17 protein-coding genes are annotated in these 14,573 nt (G+C 62.8%); 12 read left to right on the forward strand and 5 right to left on the reverse strand.

Going from position 1 to position 14,573, the window contains the following annotated elements; translation table 11 throughout:
• Positions 1 to 213: 213 nt before the first annotated feature.
• Both X744_RS167705 and X744_RS167700 read right to left on the reverse strand, forming a co-directional pair.
• Positions 214 to 936 carry an SDR family oxidoreductase gene (locus X744_RS167705; protein ID WP_023756947.1) on the reverse strand — a complete coding sequence of 241 codons (723 nt, stop codon included), beginning with the start codon at positions 934 to 936 and terminating at the stop codon, positions 214 to 216.
• Entirely contained in the window at positions 933 to 1,778 is an 846-nt protein-coding gene (locus X744_RS167700; protein WP_023756948.1) for an SDR family NAD(P)-dependent oxidoreductase, read from the reverse strand. The genes X744_RS167705 and X744_RS167700 overlap by 4 nt, the downstream gene beginning before the upstream one ends.
• Before the next feature lie 103 nt (positions 1,779 to 1,881).
• Here X744_RS167700 and X744_RS167695 point away from each other — a divergent pair, with 103 nt between their 5' ends.
• Positions 1,882 to 2,769: a helix-turn-helix transcriptional regulator gene (locus X744_RS167695; RefSeq protein ID WP_023756949.1), complete on the forward strand. Its 888-nt coding sequence runs from the start codon at positions 1,882 to 1,884 to the stop codon at positions 2,767 to 2,769.
• 4 nt (positions 2,770 to 2,773) lie between these two features.
• Here the strand turns inward: X744_RS167695 and X744_RS167690 are convergent, their stop codons facing one another.
• Positions 2,774 to 3,409: a TetR family transcriptional regulator C-terminal domain-containing protein gene (locus X744_RS167690; protein ID WP_023756950.1), complete on the reverse strand. Its 636-nt coding sequence runs from the start codon at positions 3,407 to 3,409 to the stop codon at positions 2,774 to 2,776.
• Positions 3,410 to 3,635: 226 nt separating this feature from the next.
• Here X744_RS167690 and X744_RS167685 point away from each other — a divergent pair, with 226 nt between their 5' ends.
• The 6 genes from X744_RS167685 to X744_RS167660 all read left to right on the forward strand — a co-directional run bounded on the left by X744_RS167685 (position 3,636) and on the right by X744_RS167660 (position 9,058).
• A complete protein-coding gene (locus X744_RS167685; RefSeq protein WP_023756951.1) occupies positions 3,636 to 4,964 on the forward strand; it encodes an aspartate aminotransferase family protein in 1,329 nt (442 codons plus the stop codon).
• Between the two features lie 112 nt (positions 4,965 to 5,076).
• Complete coding sequence (locus X744_RS167680) at positions 5,077 to 5,523, forward strand: endonuclease domain-containing protein (RefSeq protein WP_023756952.1); 447 nt, start codon at positions 5,077 to 5,079, stop codon at positions 5,521 to 5,523.
• 3 nt (positions 5,524 to 5,526) lie between these two features.
• On the forward strand, positions 5,527 to 6,777 hold the full coding sequence (locus tag X744_RS167675; protein WP_023756953.1) for a Zn-dependent hydrolase: 1,251 nt from the start codon (positions 5,527 to 5,529) through the stop codon (positions 6,775 to 6,777).
• 64 nt (positions 6,778 to 6,841) lie between these two features.
• A complete protein-coding gene (hydA, locus tag X744_RS167670) occupies positions 6,842 to 8,293 on the forward strand; it encodes a dihydropyrimidinase (protein ID WP_023756954.1) in 1,452 nt (483 codons plus the stop codon).
• Between the two features lie 2 nt (positions 8,294 to 8,295).
• Complete coding sequence (locus tag X744_RS167665) at positions 8,296 to 8,664, forward strand: hypothetical protein (RefSeq protein ID WP_031259513.1); 369 nt, start codon at positions 8,296 to 8,298, stop codon at positions 8,662 to 8,664.
• Between the two features lie 16 nt (positions 8,665 to 8,680).
• The gene (locus X744_RS167660) at positions 8,681 to 9,058 is read left to right on the forward strand and encodes a hypothetical protein (RefSeq protein ID WP_023756956.1); all 378 of its coding nucleotides are present in this window, start codon (positions 8,681 to 8,683) and stop codon (positions 9,056 to 9,058) included.
• Between the two features lie 29 nt (positions 9,059 to 9,087).
• Here X744_RS167660 and X744_RS167655 read toward each other — a convergent pair whose 3' ends face one another.
• Positions 9,088 to 9,492, reverse strand: coding sequence for a cupin domain-containing protein (locus X744_RS167655; protein WP_023756957.1), 405 nt, complete (start codon positions 9,490 to 9,492; stop codon positions 9,088 to 9,090).
• Between the two features lie 131 nt (positions 9,493 to 9,623).
• Between X744_RS167655 and X744_RS167650 the strand changes: the two genes are divergently transcribed.
• The 5 genes from X744_RS167650 to X744_RS167635 are packed head-to-tail and all read left to right on the forward strand — an operon-like array spanning position 9,624 to position 14,026.
• Positions 9,624 to 10,415 (forward strand): ABC transporter ATP-binding protein, encoded by a 792-nt coding sequence (locus X744_RS167650; RefSeq protein WP_023756958.1) that lies wholly within the window; start codon positions 9,624 to 9,626, stop codon positions 10,413 to 10,415.
• Between the two features lie 43 nt (positions 10,416 to 10,458).
• The gene (locus tag X744_RS01000000169125) at positions 10,459 to 10,941 is read left to right on the forward strand and encodes an endonuclease domain-containing protein (protein ID WP_050589471.1); all 483 of its coding nucleotides are present in this window, start codon (positions 10,459 to 10,461) and stop codon (positions 10,939 to 10,941) included.
• Positions 10,942 to 11,820 carry an ABC transporter permease gene (locus tag X744_RS167645; protein WP_023756960.1) on the forward strand — a complete coding sequence of 293 codons (879 nt, stop codon included), beginning with the start codon at positions 10,942 to 10,944 and terminating at the stop codon, positions 11,818 to 11,820. It abuts the gene before it with no gap.
• Complete coding sequence (locus X744_RS167640; protein ID WP_023756961.1) at positions 11,817 to 12,971, forward strand: ABC transporter permease; 1,155 nt, start codon at positions 11,817 to 11,819, stop codon at positions 12,969 to 12,971. The genes X744_RS167645 and X744_RS167640 overlap by 4 nt, the downstream gene beginning before the upstream one ends.
• A 41-nt stretch (positions 12,972 to 13,012) precedes the next feature.
• Positions 13,013 to 14,026, forward strand: a complete 1,014-nt coding sequence (locus tag X744_RS167635; RefSeq protein WP_023756962.1) for an ABC transporter substrate-binding protein — start codon at positions 13,013 to 13,015, stop codon at positions 14,024 to 14,026.
• Here X744_RS167635 and X744_RS167630 read toward each other — a convergent pair.
• Positions 14,023 to 14,481, reverse strand: a complete 459-nt coding sequence (locus X744_RS167630; protein WP_023756963.1) for an Lrp/AsnC family transcriptional regulator — start codon at positions 14,479 to 14,481, stop codon at positions 14,023 to 14,025. The two genes, X744_RS167635 and X744_RS167630, sit on opposite strands and share 4 nt — an antisense overlap.
• Positions 14,482 to 14,573: the final 92 nt, after the last annotated feature.

Genomic DNA, 14,573 nt, shown 5'->3' on the forward strand with positions numbered 1-14,573 from the left:
ATCGCGCGTGCGGGAAAGGAAGGAAAGGAACGGTTTCGATGGGACGCCTTGCACAATTGATTCGAGAAATCACGCCGAATTGGCTTCATTCCCGCTCGCATGGGACCGCCGGCGTCTCACCGTCCGATGCCGATTCCAGATGGCAAGAAGCGATCGACAACAAGATGTATGGGGCCGACACGCCTGATTATTCCCACGTTCCGGAGCGCCCTGTTAAGCCGCAAACCGCAGACCGCCATCGCACGTCAGCACCTGGCCGGTCATGAAGCCGTTGGATACGAGAAAGGCTATTGCCTCCGCGACGTCCTCGGCGCGGCCGACGCGGCCGACCGGGGTCTTGCCGGCATAATCGGCAAAGAGCGCCTGTCGCTGCTCCTCGGGCAGAAAATCCCACCACGGCGTGTCGATGACGCCGGGCGCGACGACATTGACGCGCAAGGGCTTCAGCTCCACCGCCAGGATCGGCACCACGGTCAACAGCATGCCGTTGATGGCAGCGATGCCGGCGACGCCCGGCATGGCGAGCTGAGCCGAGACGGCCGAGATGAAGGTGACCGATCCGCCCTTGCTGAGTGTCGGCAAGGCCGCCTGCAGGCAGGACAGTTGCGGGCGGACTTTCTCGTCGACGCCGCTGCCGATGTCGGTCAGGTCGAGCGTCGGGAAAGGGCCAAGGCCCTTGCCGCCGCTCGCCGCCAACACGAGATGATCGAACGGGCCAAGGCGCTCGAAGAACCCGCTGACCTCGTCCGGCTTCGCGGCATCGAAAGCAGCCTTGTCGGCAGCGCCACCAAGGCTTTTCCACGCGCTCCTCAGCTTCTCTTCGTTGCGACCGGTGATGGTCACCTTCATGCCGGGGCCAAGCAGTTTGTGCGCCGTCGCCAGGCCGATGCCGGACGAGCCGCCGATGATAACGGTGTGCTGGGTTGCCTTGGTCATGAACGCTGTTCTTTCGATGTTGGTGAGGCCGGGCCGATGAGGTCGAGACTCAAGGCGCGCAACTGTTGTCTTGCCTTGGCGTCGTAGGCTTGGGCATCGGCTCGGGATTCGCGCAGGCCATCGAAATAGAGGCCGCTTTTTCCGTCGAGCGCTGGCGACGTGGCGAGATTGAGGATAGCGTCAGCCCCGGTCTCGACCGAGTTCCAAGGCGTGACACCCGCCTGCCGAACCATGGTGGTGTTCATGTAACTCGCCGGATGCAGCGCGTTGACGATGACGCCGGTACCCTTTAGCTGCTCCGCAAGGTCGATGGTGAACAGGATCTGCGCCAGCTTGCTCTGGCAATAGGCGCGCACGCCGTCATACGAGCGGGTCAGCATGACATCGCCGAAGTCGATCGCCTGCTGCCCCGCCGAGGCGACATTGACGATGCGCGCCGGAGCACTGGCCTTCAGCAACGGCAGAAGCTCCGACGTCAGCAGAAAACCAGCGAGATAATTGACGGCGAAGCGCAGTTCGTAGCCATCGGCGCTGACCTGGCGCTTGGCGCCTTGCCCCGCGGTGCCGACACCGGCATTGTTGATGAGGATGTCGAGCCGGTCCGTTCCGGCGCGCACGGCCTCAGCGAGACGGCGGACCTCGGCCAATGACGACAGGTCGGCGACCAGAAGCTCGGCCTTGCCGCCGGTGGCTTCAATTTCAGTGATAACAGCCTTGCCGCGCGTTGCATCGCGGCCATGTACCAGCACGCGGGCGCCCGCGGCGCCGAGCCGTTGCGCGACGACGCGGCCGACGCCGTCGGTTGAGCCGGTGACGAGGATTGTCTTGTCTTTCGGGTCCATGTTCAGAGCCTCCGTTCTGTTGCTCTGAGTGGAAGATGGGGCAGTTGGCGCGAGCCAAACAGTTCAAACTTTATCCTGGTATCAATACTGCTATATTAGGCGCATGGAGTCCCAACCCCGCCCGACCCCTACTCACTCGGCTGAAGACAGCCGCCGGCGCGAGCTTGGCGCCTTCCTGCGCTCGCGCCGCGAAAGGCTGACGCCGTCAGCCGCAGGCATCGCCACGGGTCTCAGGCGGCGCACGCCGGGCTTGCGCCGAGAGGAGGTGGCGATGATCGCCGGCGTCGGCACGACCTGGTACACATGGCTGGAGCAAGGGCGTGAGGTCAGGCCGTCGGTCGAGGTGCTGACCGCGCTCGCCGAAGCGTTGCGCCTCGACGTCGCCGAAAAACAGCATTTGTTCATCCTTGCCGACCGCCAGCAGCCGGAGCGCCGTGCCGTAGCGCCGGAAAAGGTCGACGGTCCGTTGCTGCATATGCTGCAGAGCTTGGTGCTGCAGCCGGCCTATGTTGTCGGGCGGCGCTGGGACGTGCTGGCCTGGAACCCGGCGGCGGTCGCGGTGTTCGGCGATTATGGCCTGCTGGAAGGTGACGCCCGCAACATCGTCCACATGGTGTTCACCAACCCGCACCACCGGCGCCTGCTGGTTGACTGGGAGCAATTGGCGCGCACCGTGCTTGCCTCGTTTCGGGCCGCAAGCGCCAGATATGTCGGCGACCCGGATTTCGAGCGGCTGATTGAGTTGATGACACGCTCTAGCCCCGAGTTTCGCAGTTGGTGGCCGCAGCGCGACGTCGCGCACCGACTGTCGGGAGTGAAGCACGTCCGGCACCCGAGCGCAGGCGCCATGACCTTCGAGCATATGAGCTTGTCGATCGGCGACGGCTCCGACATGAAGCTGATCGTCTACACGCCGCTTGCCGAGCAAAACTCCGTCGCCAAGCTGCAGACATTACTGGACGCGCTGCCAGCCGAACGTCGCAGCGCCTGAGGTGTCAGCCCTTTGGCTTGAGCCCGTCGAGGAACAGCTGCTCCAAGAACCTCGCCGCGTCCTCGAAGCGGCCGTCACCGCCGCGGTTCGGCCCGAGCACGGCGCGGACCTGGACGTCGAAGTCAGCATAGTGCTGCGTCGTTGCCCAGATCGAAAAGATCAGGTGCCAGGGGTCGGTGCGGGCAATCTTGCCGGCGCGCATCCAGCCCTTGATGACGACGGCTTTCTCGTCGACCAGCGTTTTCAACTCGCCGGCCAGCAGCGGCATGATGCGCGGCGCGCCTTGCAGGATCTCGTTGGCGAACAGCCGGCTCTCGCGCGGGAAATCGCGCGCCATCTCCAGCTTGCGCCTGATATAGCTGCGCAATTCGGTGAGCGGATCGCCAATGTCGTCCAACTCGCGCAGCGGCGCAAGCCAGGTGTCGAGAAGGCGCTGCATCAGCGTCTCGTGGATGTCTTCCTTGCGGCGAAAATAGTAGAGCAGGTTCGGCTTCGACATGCCGGCGGCTTCGGCGATCTGGTCGATGGTCGAACCACGGAAACCGTTGGTGGAGAACACCTCGAGCGCCGCCTCCAGGATGAGTTCCCGCTTTTCCTGCTGGATGCGGGTCCGGCGAGGGGCGTCCGTCCCGGTGGTCACCGTTGCAAGCCCTCGTGTTGAGGGTCATCTGGACCAATTCTCTGGACCAGTTTTTCCCTAGCCTGTGGAACGCACTTCAGGTGCTGCATTTCCGCTAGTAATCCCTTGACCGCCGGCAGGGCGGTGCTAACGTTTGTCCAATCGGTCAAAATTTGCGTAGCATGAAAGCGCGGCAAAGACCAAGCGTTGGGCGCACCGAAACAGGTTACAAGGGGAAGTCTTGGTCATGTCCAACCGGCTGAAAGTCACGCCGAACGATCTCAGCGCATTTTGGATGCCGTTCACGGCAAACCGGCAGTTCAAGCAGGCGCCGCGCATGATGGTGTCCGCAAAGGACATGCATTACACGACCAGCGACGGCCGCAAGGTGCTCGACGGCACCGCCGGCCTGTGGTGCGTCAACGCCGGCCACTGCCGGCCAAAGATCACCGAGGCGATCCAGCACCAGGCCGCCGAACTCGACTATGCGCCCGCCTTCCAGATGGGCCACCCGATCGTCTTCGAACTGGCCAACCGCCTGGTCGACCTCGCGCCCAAGGGCATGGATCATGTCTTCTTCACCAATTCCGGTTCGGAATCGGTCGAAACCGCGCTCAAGATGGCGATCGCCTATCACCGCGCCAGGGGCGAGGGCTCGCGCACGCGCCTGATCGGCCGCGAGCGCGGCTATCACGGGGTCAATTTCGGCGGCATCTCGGTTGGCGGCATCGTCACCAACCGCAAGATGTTCGGCACGCTGCTCGGCGGCGTCGACCATATGCCGCACACGCATCTGCCGGAAAAGAACGCCTTTACCAAGGGCGTGCCGGAGCATGGCGCGGAACTCGCCAACGAACTGGAGCGCATCGTCGCCCTGCATGACGCCTCGACCATCGCCGCCGTCATCGTCGAGCCGGTCGCCGGTTCCACCGGCGTCATCCTGCCGCCGAAGGGCTATCTGCAGAAGCTGCGCGAGATCTGCACCAAGCACGGCATCCTGTTGATCTTCGACGAGGTCATCACCGGTTTCGGCCGTCTCGGCACGCCGTTCGCCGCCGATTACTTCGGCGTCACGCCCGACATCATGACCACCGCCAAGGGCGTCTCCAACGGCGTTATCCCGATGGGAGCGGTGTTCGTGAAGAAGGAAATCCACGACGCCTTCATGACCGGTCCCGAGCACATGATCGAGTTCTTCCACGGCTACACCTATTCGGGCAATCCGATCGCCTGCGCAGCCGCTCTGGGCACGCTCGACACCTACAAGGAAGAGGGCCTGCTCACCCGCGGCGAGGAGTTGGCGCCGTACTGGGAAGACGCACTGCATTCGCTGAAGGGCGAGCCGAACGTCATCGACATCAGGAACATCGGCCTGATCGGAGCGATCGAGCTGGCGCCGATCGCCGGCCAGCCGACCAAACGGGCCTTCTCCGCCTTCGTCAAGGCGTTCGAGCGCGGCGCATTGATCCGCACCACCGGCGACATCATCGCGCTGTCGCCGCCGCTGATCATCACCAAGGGCCAGATCAACGAGTTGATCGACCATGTCCGGGAAGTGCTGAGGGCGATCGATTGAAGAACTGGACGCGGATATCCCTCCCCCTCGAGGGGAGGGTGGCCGCGAAGCGGTCGGGTGGGGTCGGTGCGGCAGTGCGCCGACCTGATCTTTTGCTGCGAGGTCGCTCCTGATGCCCCGTACCCGCGTCAGTTTCGAAATGCGCCAGAAGGCGCGCGCGCTTCGAGTTCACGCGACCAAGGGCGAATCCCTGCTGTGGTATGAACTGCGGGAGCTGAAGTCGGTGGGCATCAAGTTCCGCCGCCAGTGCCCGATCGGGCCTTATATCGTCGACTTCGCGTGCCTCGCCGTAAAGCTGGTCGTAGAGGTCGATGGTGATCTGCACGAACACGAGAGGGGTAAACGGCACGATGCCGTCCGCGATGCCTATCTCCGCTCGCTCGGGTTCGACGTCTTTCGCGTTGACGAGCCCGATGTCATAAATAGCGCTTGGCATGTCGCACAGGTGGTCAAGGAGAAGGTCGAGCGCATGTTCGGCGACCCCACCCGACCGCTTCGCGGCCACCCTCCCCTCGAGGGGGAGGGGGACGCGGGCGTCCTGCAATCGATGAGGTTTTAAAGCATGGCCGCACCCGGCGAGAATCTGCGAATCAATTCAGACCGTTTGTGGGATTCCATCATGGAGATGGCGAAGATCGGCCCCGGCATTGCCGGCGGCAACAATCGCCAGACCGTGACCGACGAGGACGGCGAGGGCCGGCATCTGTTCAAGCGCTGGTGCGATGCGGCCGGGCTCGAAATGGGCGTCGACGAGATGGGCACGATGTTTGCCCGCCGAGAAGGCACCGATCCCAGCCTGCCGCCAGTCTATGTCGGCAGCCATCTGGATACGCAGCCGACGGGCGGCAAATATGACGGCGTGCTCGGTGTGCTGGGCGGGCTTGAAGTGGTGCGCTCGCTCAATGATCTCGGCATCAAGACCAAACATCCGATCGTCGTCACCAACTGGACGAACGAGGAGGGCGCGCGCTTCGCGCCGGCGATGATGGCGTCCGGCGTGTTCGCCGGCGTGCTCGACCAGGCCGATGTCTACGGGCACACCGACCAGCAGGGGAAAAAATTCGGCGAGGAGCTCGAACGCATCGGCTGGAAGGGCACCGAGAAGGTCGGTGACCGCAAGATCCACGCTTTCTTCGAACTGCATATCGAGCAAGGACCGATCCTCGAGGACGAAGACATCGACATCGGTGTCGTCACCCACGGCCAGGGCCTGAAGTGGCTGCAGGTAACGCTGACCGGCAAGGAGGCGCATACCGGTTCGACGCCGATGCCCAAGCGCCGCAATGCCGGGCTCGGCATGGCACGCGTGATCGAGCTGGTGCACGAGATCGCCATGGACTACCAGCCCGATGCCGTCGGCGCGGTCGGCCACATGGAGGTCTATCCCAACTCGCGCAACATCATCGCCGGCCGCACCGTCTTCACCATCGATATCCGCTCGCCCGAGAAGGAAGTGCTGGACGCCATGGACGGCCGCATCCGCGAAGGCATCGACACGATCTGCGAGGCGCTCGACATCCGCTACGAGATCGAACAGGTCGGCGCTTTCGATCCGGTCACCTTTGACGCCGGTTGCGTCAAGGCGATCCGCGATGCCGCCGAACGCCTCGGCTATTCCCACCGCAACATCGTCTCCGGCGCCGGCCATGACGCCTGCTGGATCAATCGCGTTGCGCCGACCGCCATGGTGATGTGCCCCTGCGTCGACGGGCTGAGCCACAATGAGGCCGAGGAGATCACCAAGGAATGGGCCAGCGCCGGCGCCGACGTTTTGTTCCATGCAGTGGTGGAGACGGCTGTCATCGTGGAGTGAGCTTAGAAACTACTTTCCAAACGCCGCTCGCAAAGAAGCGCGAAGAGAGCAAGGGAACACGAAAATGACCAAAGTCATCAAGAACGGCACCATCGTCACCGCCGACCGCACGTGGAAGGCCGATGTGCTGTTCAGCCACGGCAAGATCGTCGCCATCGGCGCGGGACTGCATGGCGACCACGAGTTCGACGCCACCGGCTGCTACGTCATGCCGGGCGGCATCGACCCGCACACCCATCTCGAAATGCCGTTCATGGGCACCTATTCGGCCGACGATTTCGAATCCGGCACGCGGGCAGCCCTTGCCGGTGGCACGACGATGGTGGTCGATTTCTGCCTGCCGGCGCCGAAGCAGTCGCTGCTCGAAGCGTTGCAGATGTGGGACAACAAGACCTCGAAGGCATCCTGCGACTACTCCTTCCACATGGCGATCACCTGGTGGGGTAAGCAGGTGTTCGACGAGATGGCTGATGTCGTCGACAGGGGCATCACCTCGTTCAAGCACTTCATGGCCTACAAGGGCGCGCTGATGGTCGACGACGACGAGATGTATGCGTCGTTCCAGCGCTGCGCCGACCTCGGCGCGCTGCCGCTGGTGCATGCCGAGAACGGCGACGTGGTCGCCGCCCTGTCGCAGAAGCTGCTTGCCGCCGGCAACAATGGTCCCGAGGGTCATGCTTATTCGCGGCCGCCGGAAGTCGAGGGCGAGGCGACCAACCGCGCCATCATGATCGCCGATATGGCGGGCGTGCCGCTCTATGTCGTGCATGTCTCCTGCGAGCAGAGCCACGAAGCGATCCGCCGGGCGCGGCAGAAGGGCATGCGGGTGTTCGGCGAGCCGCTGATCCAGCATCTGACACTCGACGAGAGTGAATATTTCGACAAGGACTGGGACCATGCGGCGCGCCGCGTGATGAGTCCGCCCTTCCGCAATAAGCTCCACCAAGACTCGCTCTGGGCCGGCCTGCAGGCGGGCTCGCTGCAGGTGGTGGCGACCGACCACTGTGCCTTCACCACCAAGCAGAAGCGCAACGGCGTCGGTGATTTCACCAAGATCCCGAACGGCACCGGCGGGTTGGAAGACCGGATGCCGGTTCTATGGACCACCGGCGTCAACACCGGCCGGCTGACGATGAACGAGTTCGTCGCGGTGACCTCGACCAACATCGCCAAGATTCTCAACATGTATCCGAAAAAGGGTGCCATCGTCGAAGGCGCCGATGCCGACATCGTCGTCTGGGATCCCGGCGCCAAGAAGAAGATCACGTCGAAAAAGCAGCAGTCGGTGATCGACTACAACGTCTTCGAAGGGTTCGAGGTGACTGGCCTGCCGCGCTTCGTCTTCTCCCGCGGCGAATTGTCGATCCAGGAGGCCGAGGTCAAGGCCAAGCCCGGCCATGGCGAGTTCGTCGCTCGCGAGCCGAATGCGGCGGTCAACCGGGCGCTGTCGACGTGGAAAGAGATTTCCGCGCCGCGCAAGGTGGAACGCACCGGTATCCCGGCGACCGGGGTTTGAGCTTGGCGCGTTCGGCCGCGCTTTTTTCGTTGGTCCTGGCGGCAATTGTCTCCGGCCCGGCAGCAGGCGGCGTGCTGGCCGGCTCCTGGGGCAATGATGTCGGGTGTGCCGGCCTCAAGGTCGGCTATCAGGACAGTGACGCTTATATCGTCCTGACCGCCGAAGGCATCGAAACCTATGGCAGCGGCTGCCGGTTCGCGCATCAATTGAAGCCGGTGCTGGGTGCACAATCGCTGATTTCGACCTGTTCTGCCGAAGGCGAGGCAGGAACGACGGTCGAAACCGTCGTGGTCACCAACAAGGGAGTGGATGGTTTCTTTGTCGCCATCCCCGGCCTTGAGGAAATGGGGCCGCTGCAATCATGTTTGTGACGTTTTGGGGGTGAGCATGCGTGGTTTTGGTCTATCTGTCGCGATGGTTCTCGTGCTGGCTGCGGGCCAAGCCTCGGCGGCGGGCATCGATCTGTCCAAGCCCTATGGCAACAAGTCCGGTTGCATCAACAAGAACGGCCAGAAAGTCTATGCGGAAGACATGCTGCTGCTGAACGCTACGGAATTCATCACCGCGACCAACGCCTGCACCTTTACCGACAAGAAGACGCAGGCTGACGGTTCGCTGGTGGTAAAGTCAATGTGCGAGGCAGACGGCGGGGATGGTCAGTCGCCGATACAGTTCACCATCAAGCGCAGTCCCAAGAACGCCAAGAAGCTGGTGATCGCGGATGAGGATGGCACTGTGTACGGGGAAGTTTCCCGGTGCCGATGACGCGCAAGTTCCTATCGATGCCGTCGGATTCAGGCGACCAGCGCATCCAGTTCCGGCAACAGGACGACGCTTTCCTGTTCGTTGGGATCGGTGCGGGCAATGACGGCCGAAGACGGGGCGCCGCTCAGATTGGCCGGCAAATGCGGCACGCCGGCGGGAATGTAGAAAAGGTCGCCAGCCTTGACGACGATATGATGCTCAAGCCGGTCGCCATACCAGGTATGGACTTCGCCGGAGAGGACATAGATCGCCGTTTCATGGCTCTCATGCATGTGCGCCTTGGCGCGGGCGCCGGGTGGCATGGTGAGGACGTGCATGCAGATGCCGGAGGCGCCGACGGTTTCGGCGGCGATGCCGGCGAAATAGGTCAATCCCTGCTTGCCTTCATAAGTGCTTTCAGGGCGGATAAGGTGACAAGTGGGTTTGGGCGACATCGGGAAACTCCGGGCGTCGATTGAGTGTGGGACAAGACCAATGGGACAGGGCGAGTGGAAAACAACATCGCAATAAAAGCAATCGGATTCCAGCCGGCGCTGCGGGGACGGGACCAGGCGGGCGGCAGCCGATGACAGGGATTTCGCCAGCCGTCGTCGCGGCAAGCAAACTTGGGCTGACCTTCCAGACCAGTGACGGGCCGGTGCAGGCGCTGTCCAATGTCGATCTCACCATCGGCAAGGGAGAATTCGTCTCCTTCATCGGGCCCTCGGGCTGCGGCAAGACCACGCTGCTGCGCGTCATCGCCGATCTGGAGAAGCCGACCTCGGGGACGATTTCGGTCAACGGCATGACAGCAGAACAGGCACGCGAGAAACGCGCCTATGGCTATGTCTTCCAGGCGGCAGCGCTGTTTGCCTGGCGCACCATCGAGCGCAATGTCGGGCTGCCGCTGGAGATCATGGGCCTGTCCAAGGCGGAGCAGGCGCAACGCATCAAGCGAACGCTCGACCTCGTCAACCTCTCGGGATTCGAAAAGAAATATCCCTGGCAATTGTCGGGCGGCATGCAGCAGCGCGCCTCGATCGCCCGCGCGCTGGCCTTCGACGCCGACCTGCTGCTGATGGACGAGCCGTTTGGTGCTCTGGACGAGATCGTGCGCGACCACCTCAACGAGCAATTGCTGGAACTGTGGGGGCGGACCAACAAGACGATCTGCTTCGTCACCCACTCCATTCCCGAAGCCGTCTATCTATCGACGCGCATCGTCGTCATGTCGCCGCGTCCCGGCCGCGTCAGCGATGTGATCGAGTCGACGCTGCCGAAAGAACGGCCGCTCGACATCCGCGAGACGCCGGAGTTTCTGGCGATCGCCGCGCGGGTGCGCGACGGGCTGCGGGCAGGGCATAGTTATGATGATTGAGGGGGCGAACGATGGGCTTCCTCCTCTCCCCAACGGGGAGAGGGTGGCCGGAGCGAAGCGGAGGTCGGGTGAGGGGGCGGCGCCGACAGATCCGACCAAAAGAAAGGTCGGGGCAACCGAGCGCGCCCGAAAGCTGCGGTTTGACGAGACCGAAGCCGAGTACAGGCTTTGGGGAGAACTGAGGGGCCGTCACCTCAACGGCTACAAATTTGTGAGGCAGGTGCCGCTTGGGCCATTCATCGCTGATTTTGTTTGCCGTGAGATGGGCCTGATTGTCGAACTCGACGGCAGCCAACACGCGGATTCACCAACCGATCCGGCCAGAACAGCTTGGCTGAATGGCCATGGTTATTCGGTTCTCCGGTTCTGGAACCATGAGGTTTTGGCCGAACGTCGAGCGGTCCTGGATACGATCTTGGCTTGCCTGGACGGAAAGATTTCTACCCCCTCACCCGACCTCCGCTTCGCTCCGGCCACCCTCTCCCCGTCGGGGAGAGGAGGGCGCGTACCTGGCGAGGCTCGCTAGATGGACACCTTCCGCGACAAGCTCATTCCCGTGACCTCGATCCTCGCTGGCGTCGTCGTCCTCTGGTATGTTTTCGCCGTCATCCTCAACACACCGTTCCAGCGCGATCTCGACCGCCGCGCCGGTGAATCACCTGCCTTGAGCGGGTTCATCGCCAACACGCTGGCGCAGCCGAAGCCGACGCTGCCGGCGCCGCATCAGGTGGCGGTGAATTTCTTCGAAAACACGTTCCTGCGGCCCGTTACCTCCAGTCGCAGCCTCGTCTACAATGCCTGGGTGACGCTGTCGTCCACGCTGCTCGGCTTTGCTTTCGGCACGGCGCTCGGCATCATCATCGCTGTCGGCATCGTGCATGTGGCGACGCTCGACCGCAGCCTGATGCCGTGGATTATCGCCTCGCAGACCATTCCCATCCTGGCGGTGGCGCCGATGATCATCGTCGTGCTGGCGGCTATCGGCATCACCGGCCTGGTGCCGAAGGCGATGATCTCGACCTATCTGTCGTTCTTCCCGGTGACCGTGGGCATGGTGAAGGGGCTGCGCTCGCCCGAGATCATGCATCTCGACCTGATGCACACCTACAATGCCAGCCGTGCGCAGACGTTCTGGAAATTGCGCGTGCCGGCCTCGGTGCCGTTCCTGTTCACCTCGATGAAGGTGGCGGTGGCGGCAAGCCTGGTCGGCGCCATCGTCGGCGAACTGCCGACCGGTGCTGTCGCCGGCATCGGCGCCAAGCTGTTGGCCGGCGCTTATTACAGCCAGTCCATCGACATCTGGTCGGCGCTGGTCGCCGGCTCTGTGGTGGCCGCACTTCTGGTCATGGTGGTCGGCATTGCCGGGCGCATCGTCGACCGTGCCATGGGCGGGAGGCCGGCATGAACTGGCTGAAGCTTTCCTGGCAAGCTGGGCTGGCCATCGTGCTGTGCCTGATCGCGGTGGCGCTCGGCGCGATGTCGAAGCCGGAAGCGGCGGCGCTTACGGACCCAACGGTCAGCATCAATTATCCCTATCTCGGAGCCAAAAGCCTGATGTTCGGCTTGGCCATACTGGCAGCGCTGGTCTCGATGACCAGGATTCCGCCCCTTGCTGAAGCGATGGTGCTCTTTGTCGGCGCTCACCTGATCGCCTGGCTGCTGATATCGGGCATTACCGGTTTTGAGGGCACCGCACTGGCGCCGTATTTCCTGCTGCTCGCGGCCGCATGGCTGCTTGGCTGGCGCTGCGTGGCGGTGCTGTCGTCATTACGTCCTTTCGCCAGTTGGGCTCGGACGGGGTTGCGCCTGATCATCCCAGCCATCTTCGGCGCCTGGATCCTGATCATCTGGGAAGCGGTGACGCGAGGCGCGGGCATCCCCTTCATCCTGTTGCCGCCGCCTAGCGCCATCGGCGTGCGCATCGCCGGTTCGCTGCCTGTACTCGGCGCCGACGTCCGTCAAACCATCTTCAAGGCGGTTGTCTTCGGCTATGTCGTGGGCAGTGGCGCCGGCTTCATCGCCGCGGTGCTCGCCGACCGTGTGCCGTTCCTACGGCGCGGGCTGCTGCCGATCGGCAACATGGTCTCGGCGCTGCCGATCATTGGCGTCGCACCGATCATGGTCATGTGGTTCGGCTTCGACTGGCAGTCCAAGGCGGCGGTGGTCATCATTATGACCTTCTTCCCGATGCTGGTGAACACGGTCGCGGGTCTCGCCGCCTCGGGCCATATGGAACGCGACCTGATGCGCACATATGCTTCGGGCTACTGGCAGACGTTGTTGAAGCTCAGGCTACCGGCAGCCGCGCCCTTCATCTTCAACGCGCTGAAGATCAACTCGACGCTGGCGCTGATCGGCGCCATCGTCGCCGAGTTCTTCGGTACGCCTGTCGTCGGCATGGGCTTCCGCATCTCGACCGAGGTCGGGCGGATGAACATCGACATGGTCTGGGCCGAAATCGCAGTTGCAGCACTTGCGGGTTCGGTCTTTTATGGCGTGGTCGCTCTTGTCGAAAGAGCCGTCACGTTTTGGCATCCCTCTGTCCGTGGTGGATAGGGGCGGTGGGTTTAAGGGTGCTAACTTCAGAGGGTAAAAACATGAAAAGACTTGTTATTCCAGTTCTGGCCGGCGCGATGTCGCTAGCCGCTTTCCAGGCAATGGCCGCCGACAAGGTGACCTTGCAGCTGAAATGGGTCACGCAGGCCCAGTTTGCCGGCTACTATGTTGCCAAGGCCAAGGGTTTCTATGAGGCCGAAGGCCTCGACGTCGACATCAAGCCGGGCGGTCCGGATATTGCCCCCGAGCAGGTGATCGCCGGTGGCGGCGCCGACGTCATCGTTGACTGGATGGGCGGTGCGCTGGCCGCCCGCGAGAAGGGCGTGCCGCTGGTCAACATCGCCCAGCCGTTCAAGAAGGCCGGCATGGAGTTGGTCTGCCCCAAGGACGGCCCGATCAAGACCGAAGCCGACTTCAAGGGCCACACGCTCGGCGTCTGGTTCTTCGGCAACGAATATCCGTTCTACGCATGGATGAACAAGCTTGGCCTCAAGACCGATGGCGGTCCGGACGGCGTCACCGTCCTGAAGCAGAGCTTCGACGTGCAGCCACTGATCCAGAAGCAGGCGGATTGCATCTCGGTCATGACCTACAACGAGTACTGGCAGCTGATCGACGCCGGCTACAAGCCCGAACAGCTGACCGTGTTCAACTATTCGGCCATGGGCAACGACCTGCTCGAAGACGGGCTTTATGCGTCGGAAGACAAGCTCAAGGATCCGGCCTTCGAGGACAAGATGGTGCGTTTCGTGCGCGCTTCGATGAAGGGCTGGAAATACGCCATCGACCACAATGACGAAGCCGCGAGCATCGTCATGGACGGCGGCGGCCAGGACGAAAACCACCAGAAGCGGATGATGAGCGAAGTCGCCAAGCTGATCGACAATGCCGACGGCAAGCTCGATCCGGCAACCTACGAGCGCACCGCCAAGGCGCTGCTCGACCAGAAGATCATCACCAAGGAGCCGACCGGCGCCTACACCACCGCCATCACCGACAAGGCGGTCAAGTANCAAAACCGCTGCACACTTTTGCGCGACATGCATTGGTGCTAGAGGCGCCGTTCCTTTATGGTGTTCATGACGAAGCTGGTCTCGATCGAGGCGACGCATTTCAGTCGCGCGATCTTTTCCTTGATGAAGCGCTCGTACTGCTCGAGGCTTCCGGTCACTACCTTCAGCACATAGTCGCGCGAGCCGGTGACGAGGTGGCATTCCAGGACCTCTTCCCAGCCGCGGATCGCATCCTCGAACATCACGATCTCGTCCTCGTTCTGGCGGCTGAGCCGGATGGTGGCGATGGCGACCATGCTCCAGCCGAAGGCTGTGGGGTCGACCAACGTGGTGTAGCCCCTGATGACGCCGGTTTCCTCCAGCTGCCGCACCCGCCGGAGGCAAGGCGACGGCGACAAGCCGATCCGTTCGGCAAGCTCGTTGTTGGTGATGCGGGCATCGGCCTGCAGCTCACGCAGGATCCTGCGGTCGAAATCATCGGCTATCTTCTGCTGCACTTTCGGTCTCTCCAGGCAATTTGTTGCGGGAATGCAGGCATGCGAGCCGAAGAATAGCAAGGACTGGCGGATCAGGATCGCATAAATTGCCG

It is taken from the genome of Mesorhizobium sp. LNHC252B00 (genome assembly GCF_000502955.1).
GTDB lineage: Bacteria > Pseudomonadota > Alphaproteobacteria > Rhizobiales > Rhizobiaceae > Mesorhizobium.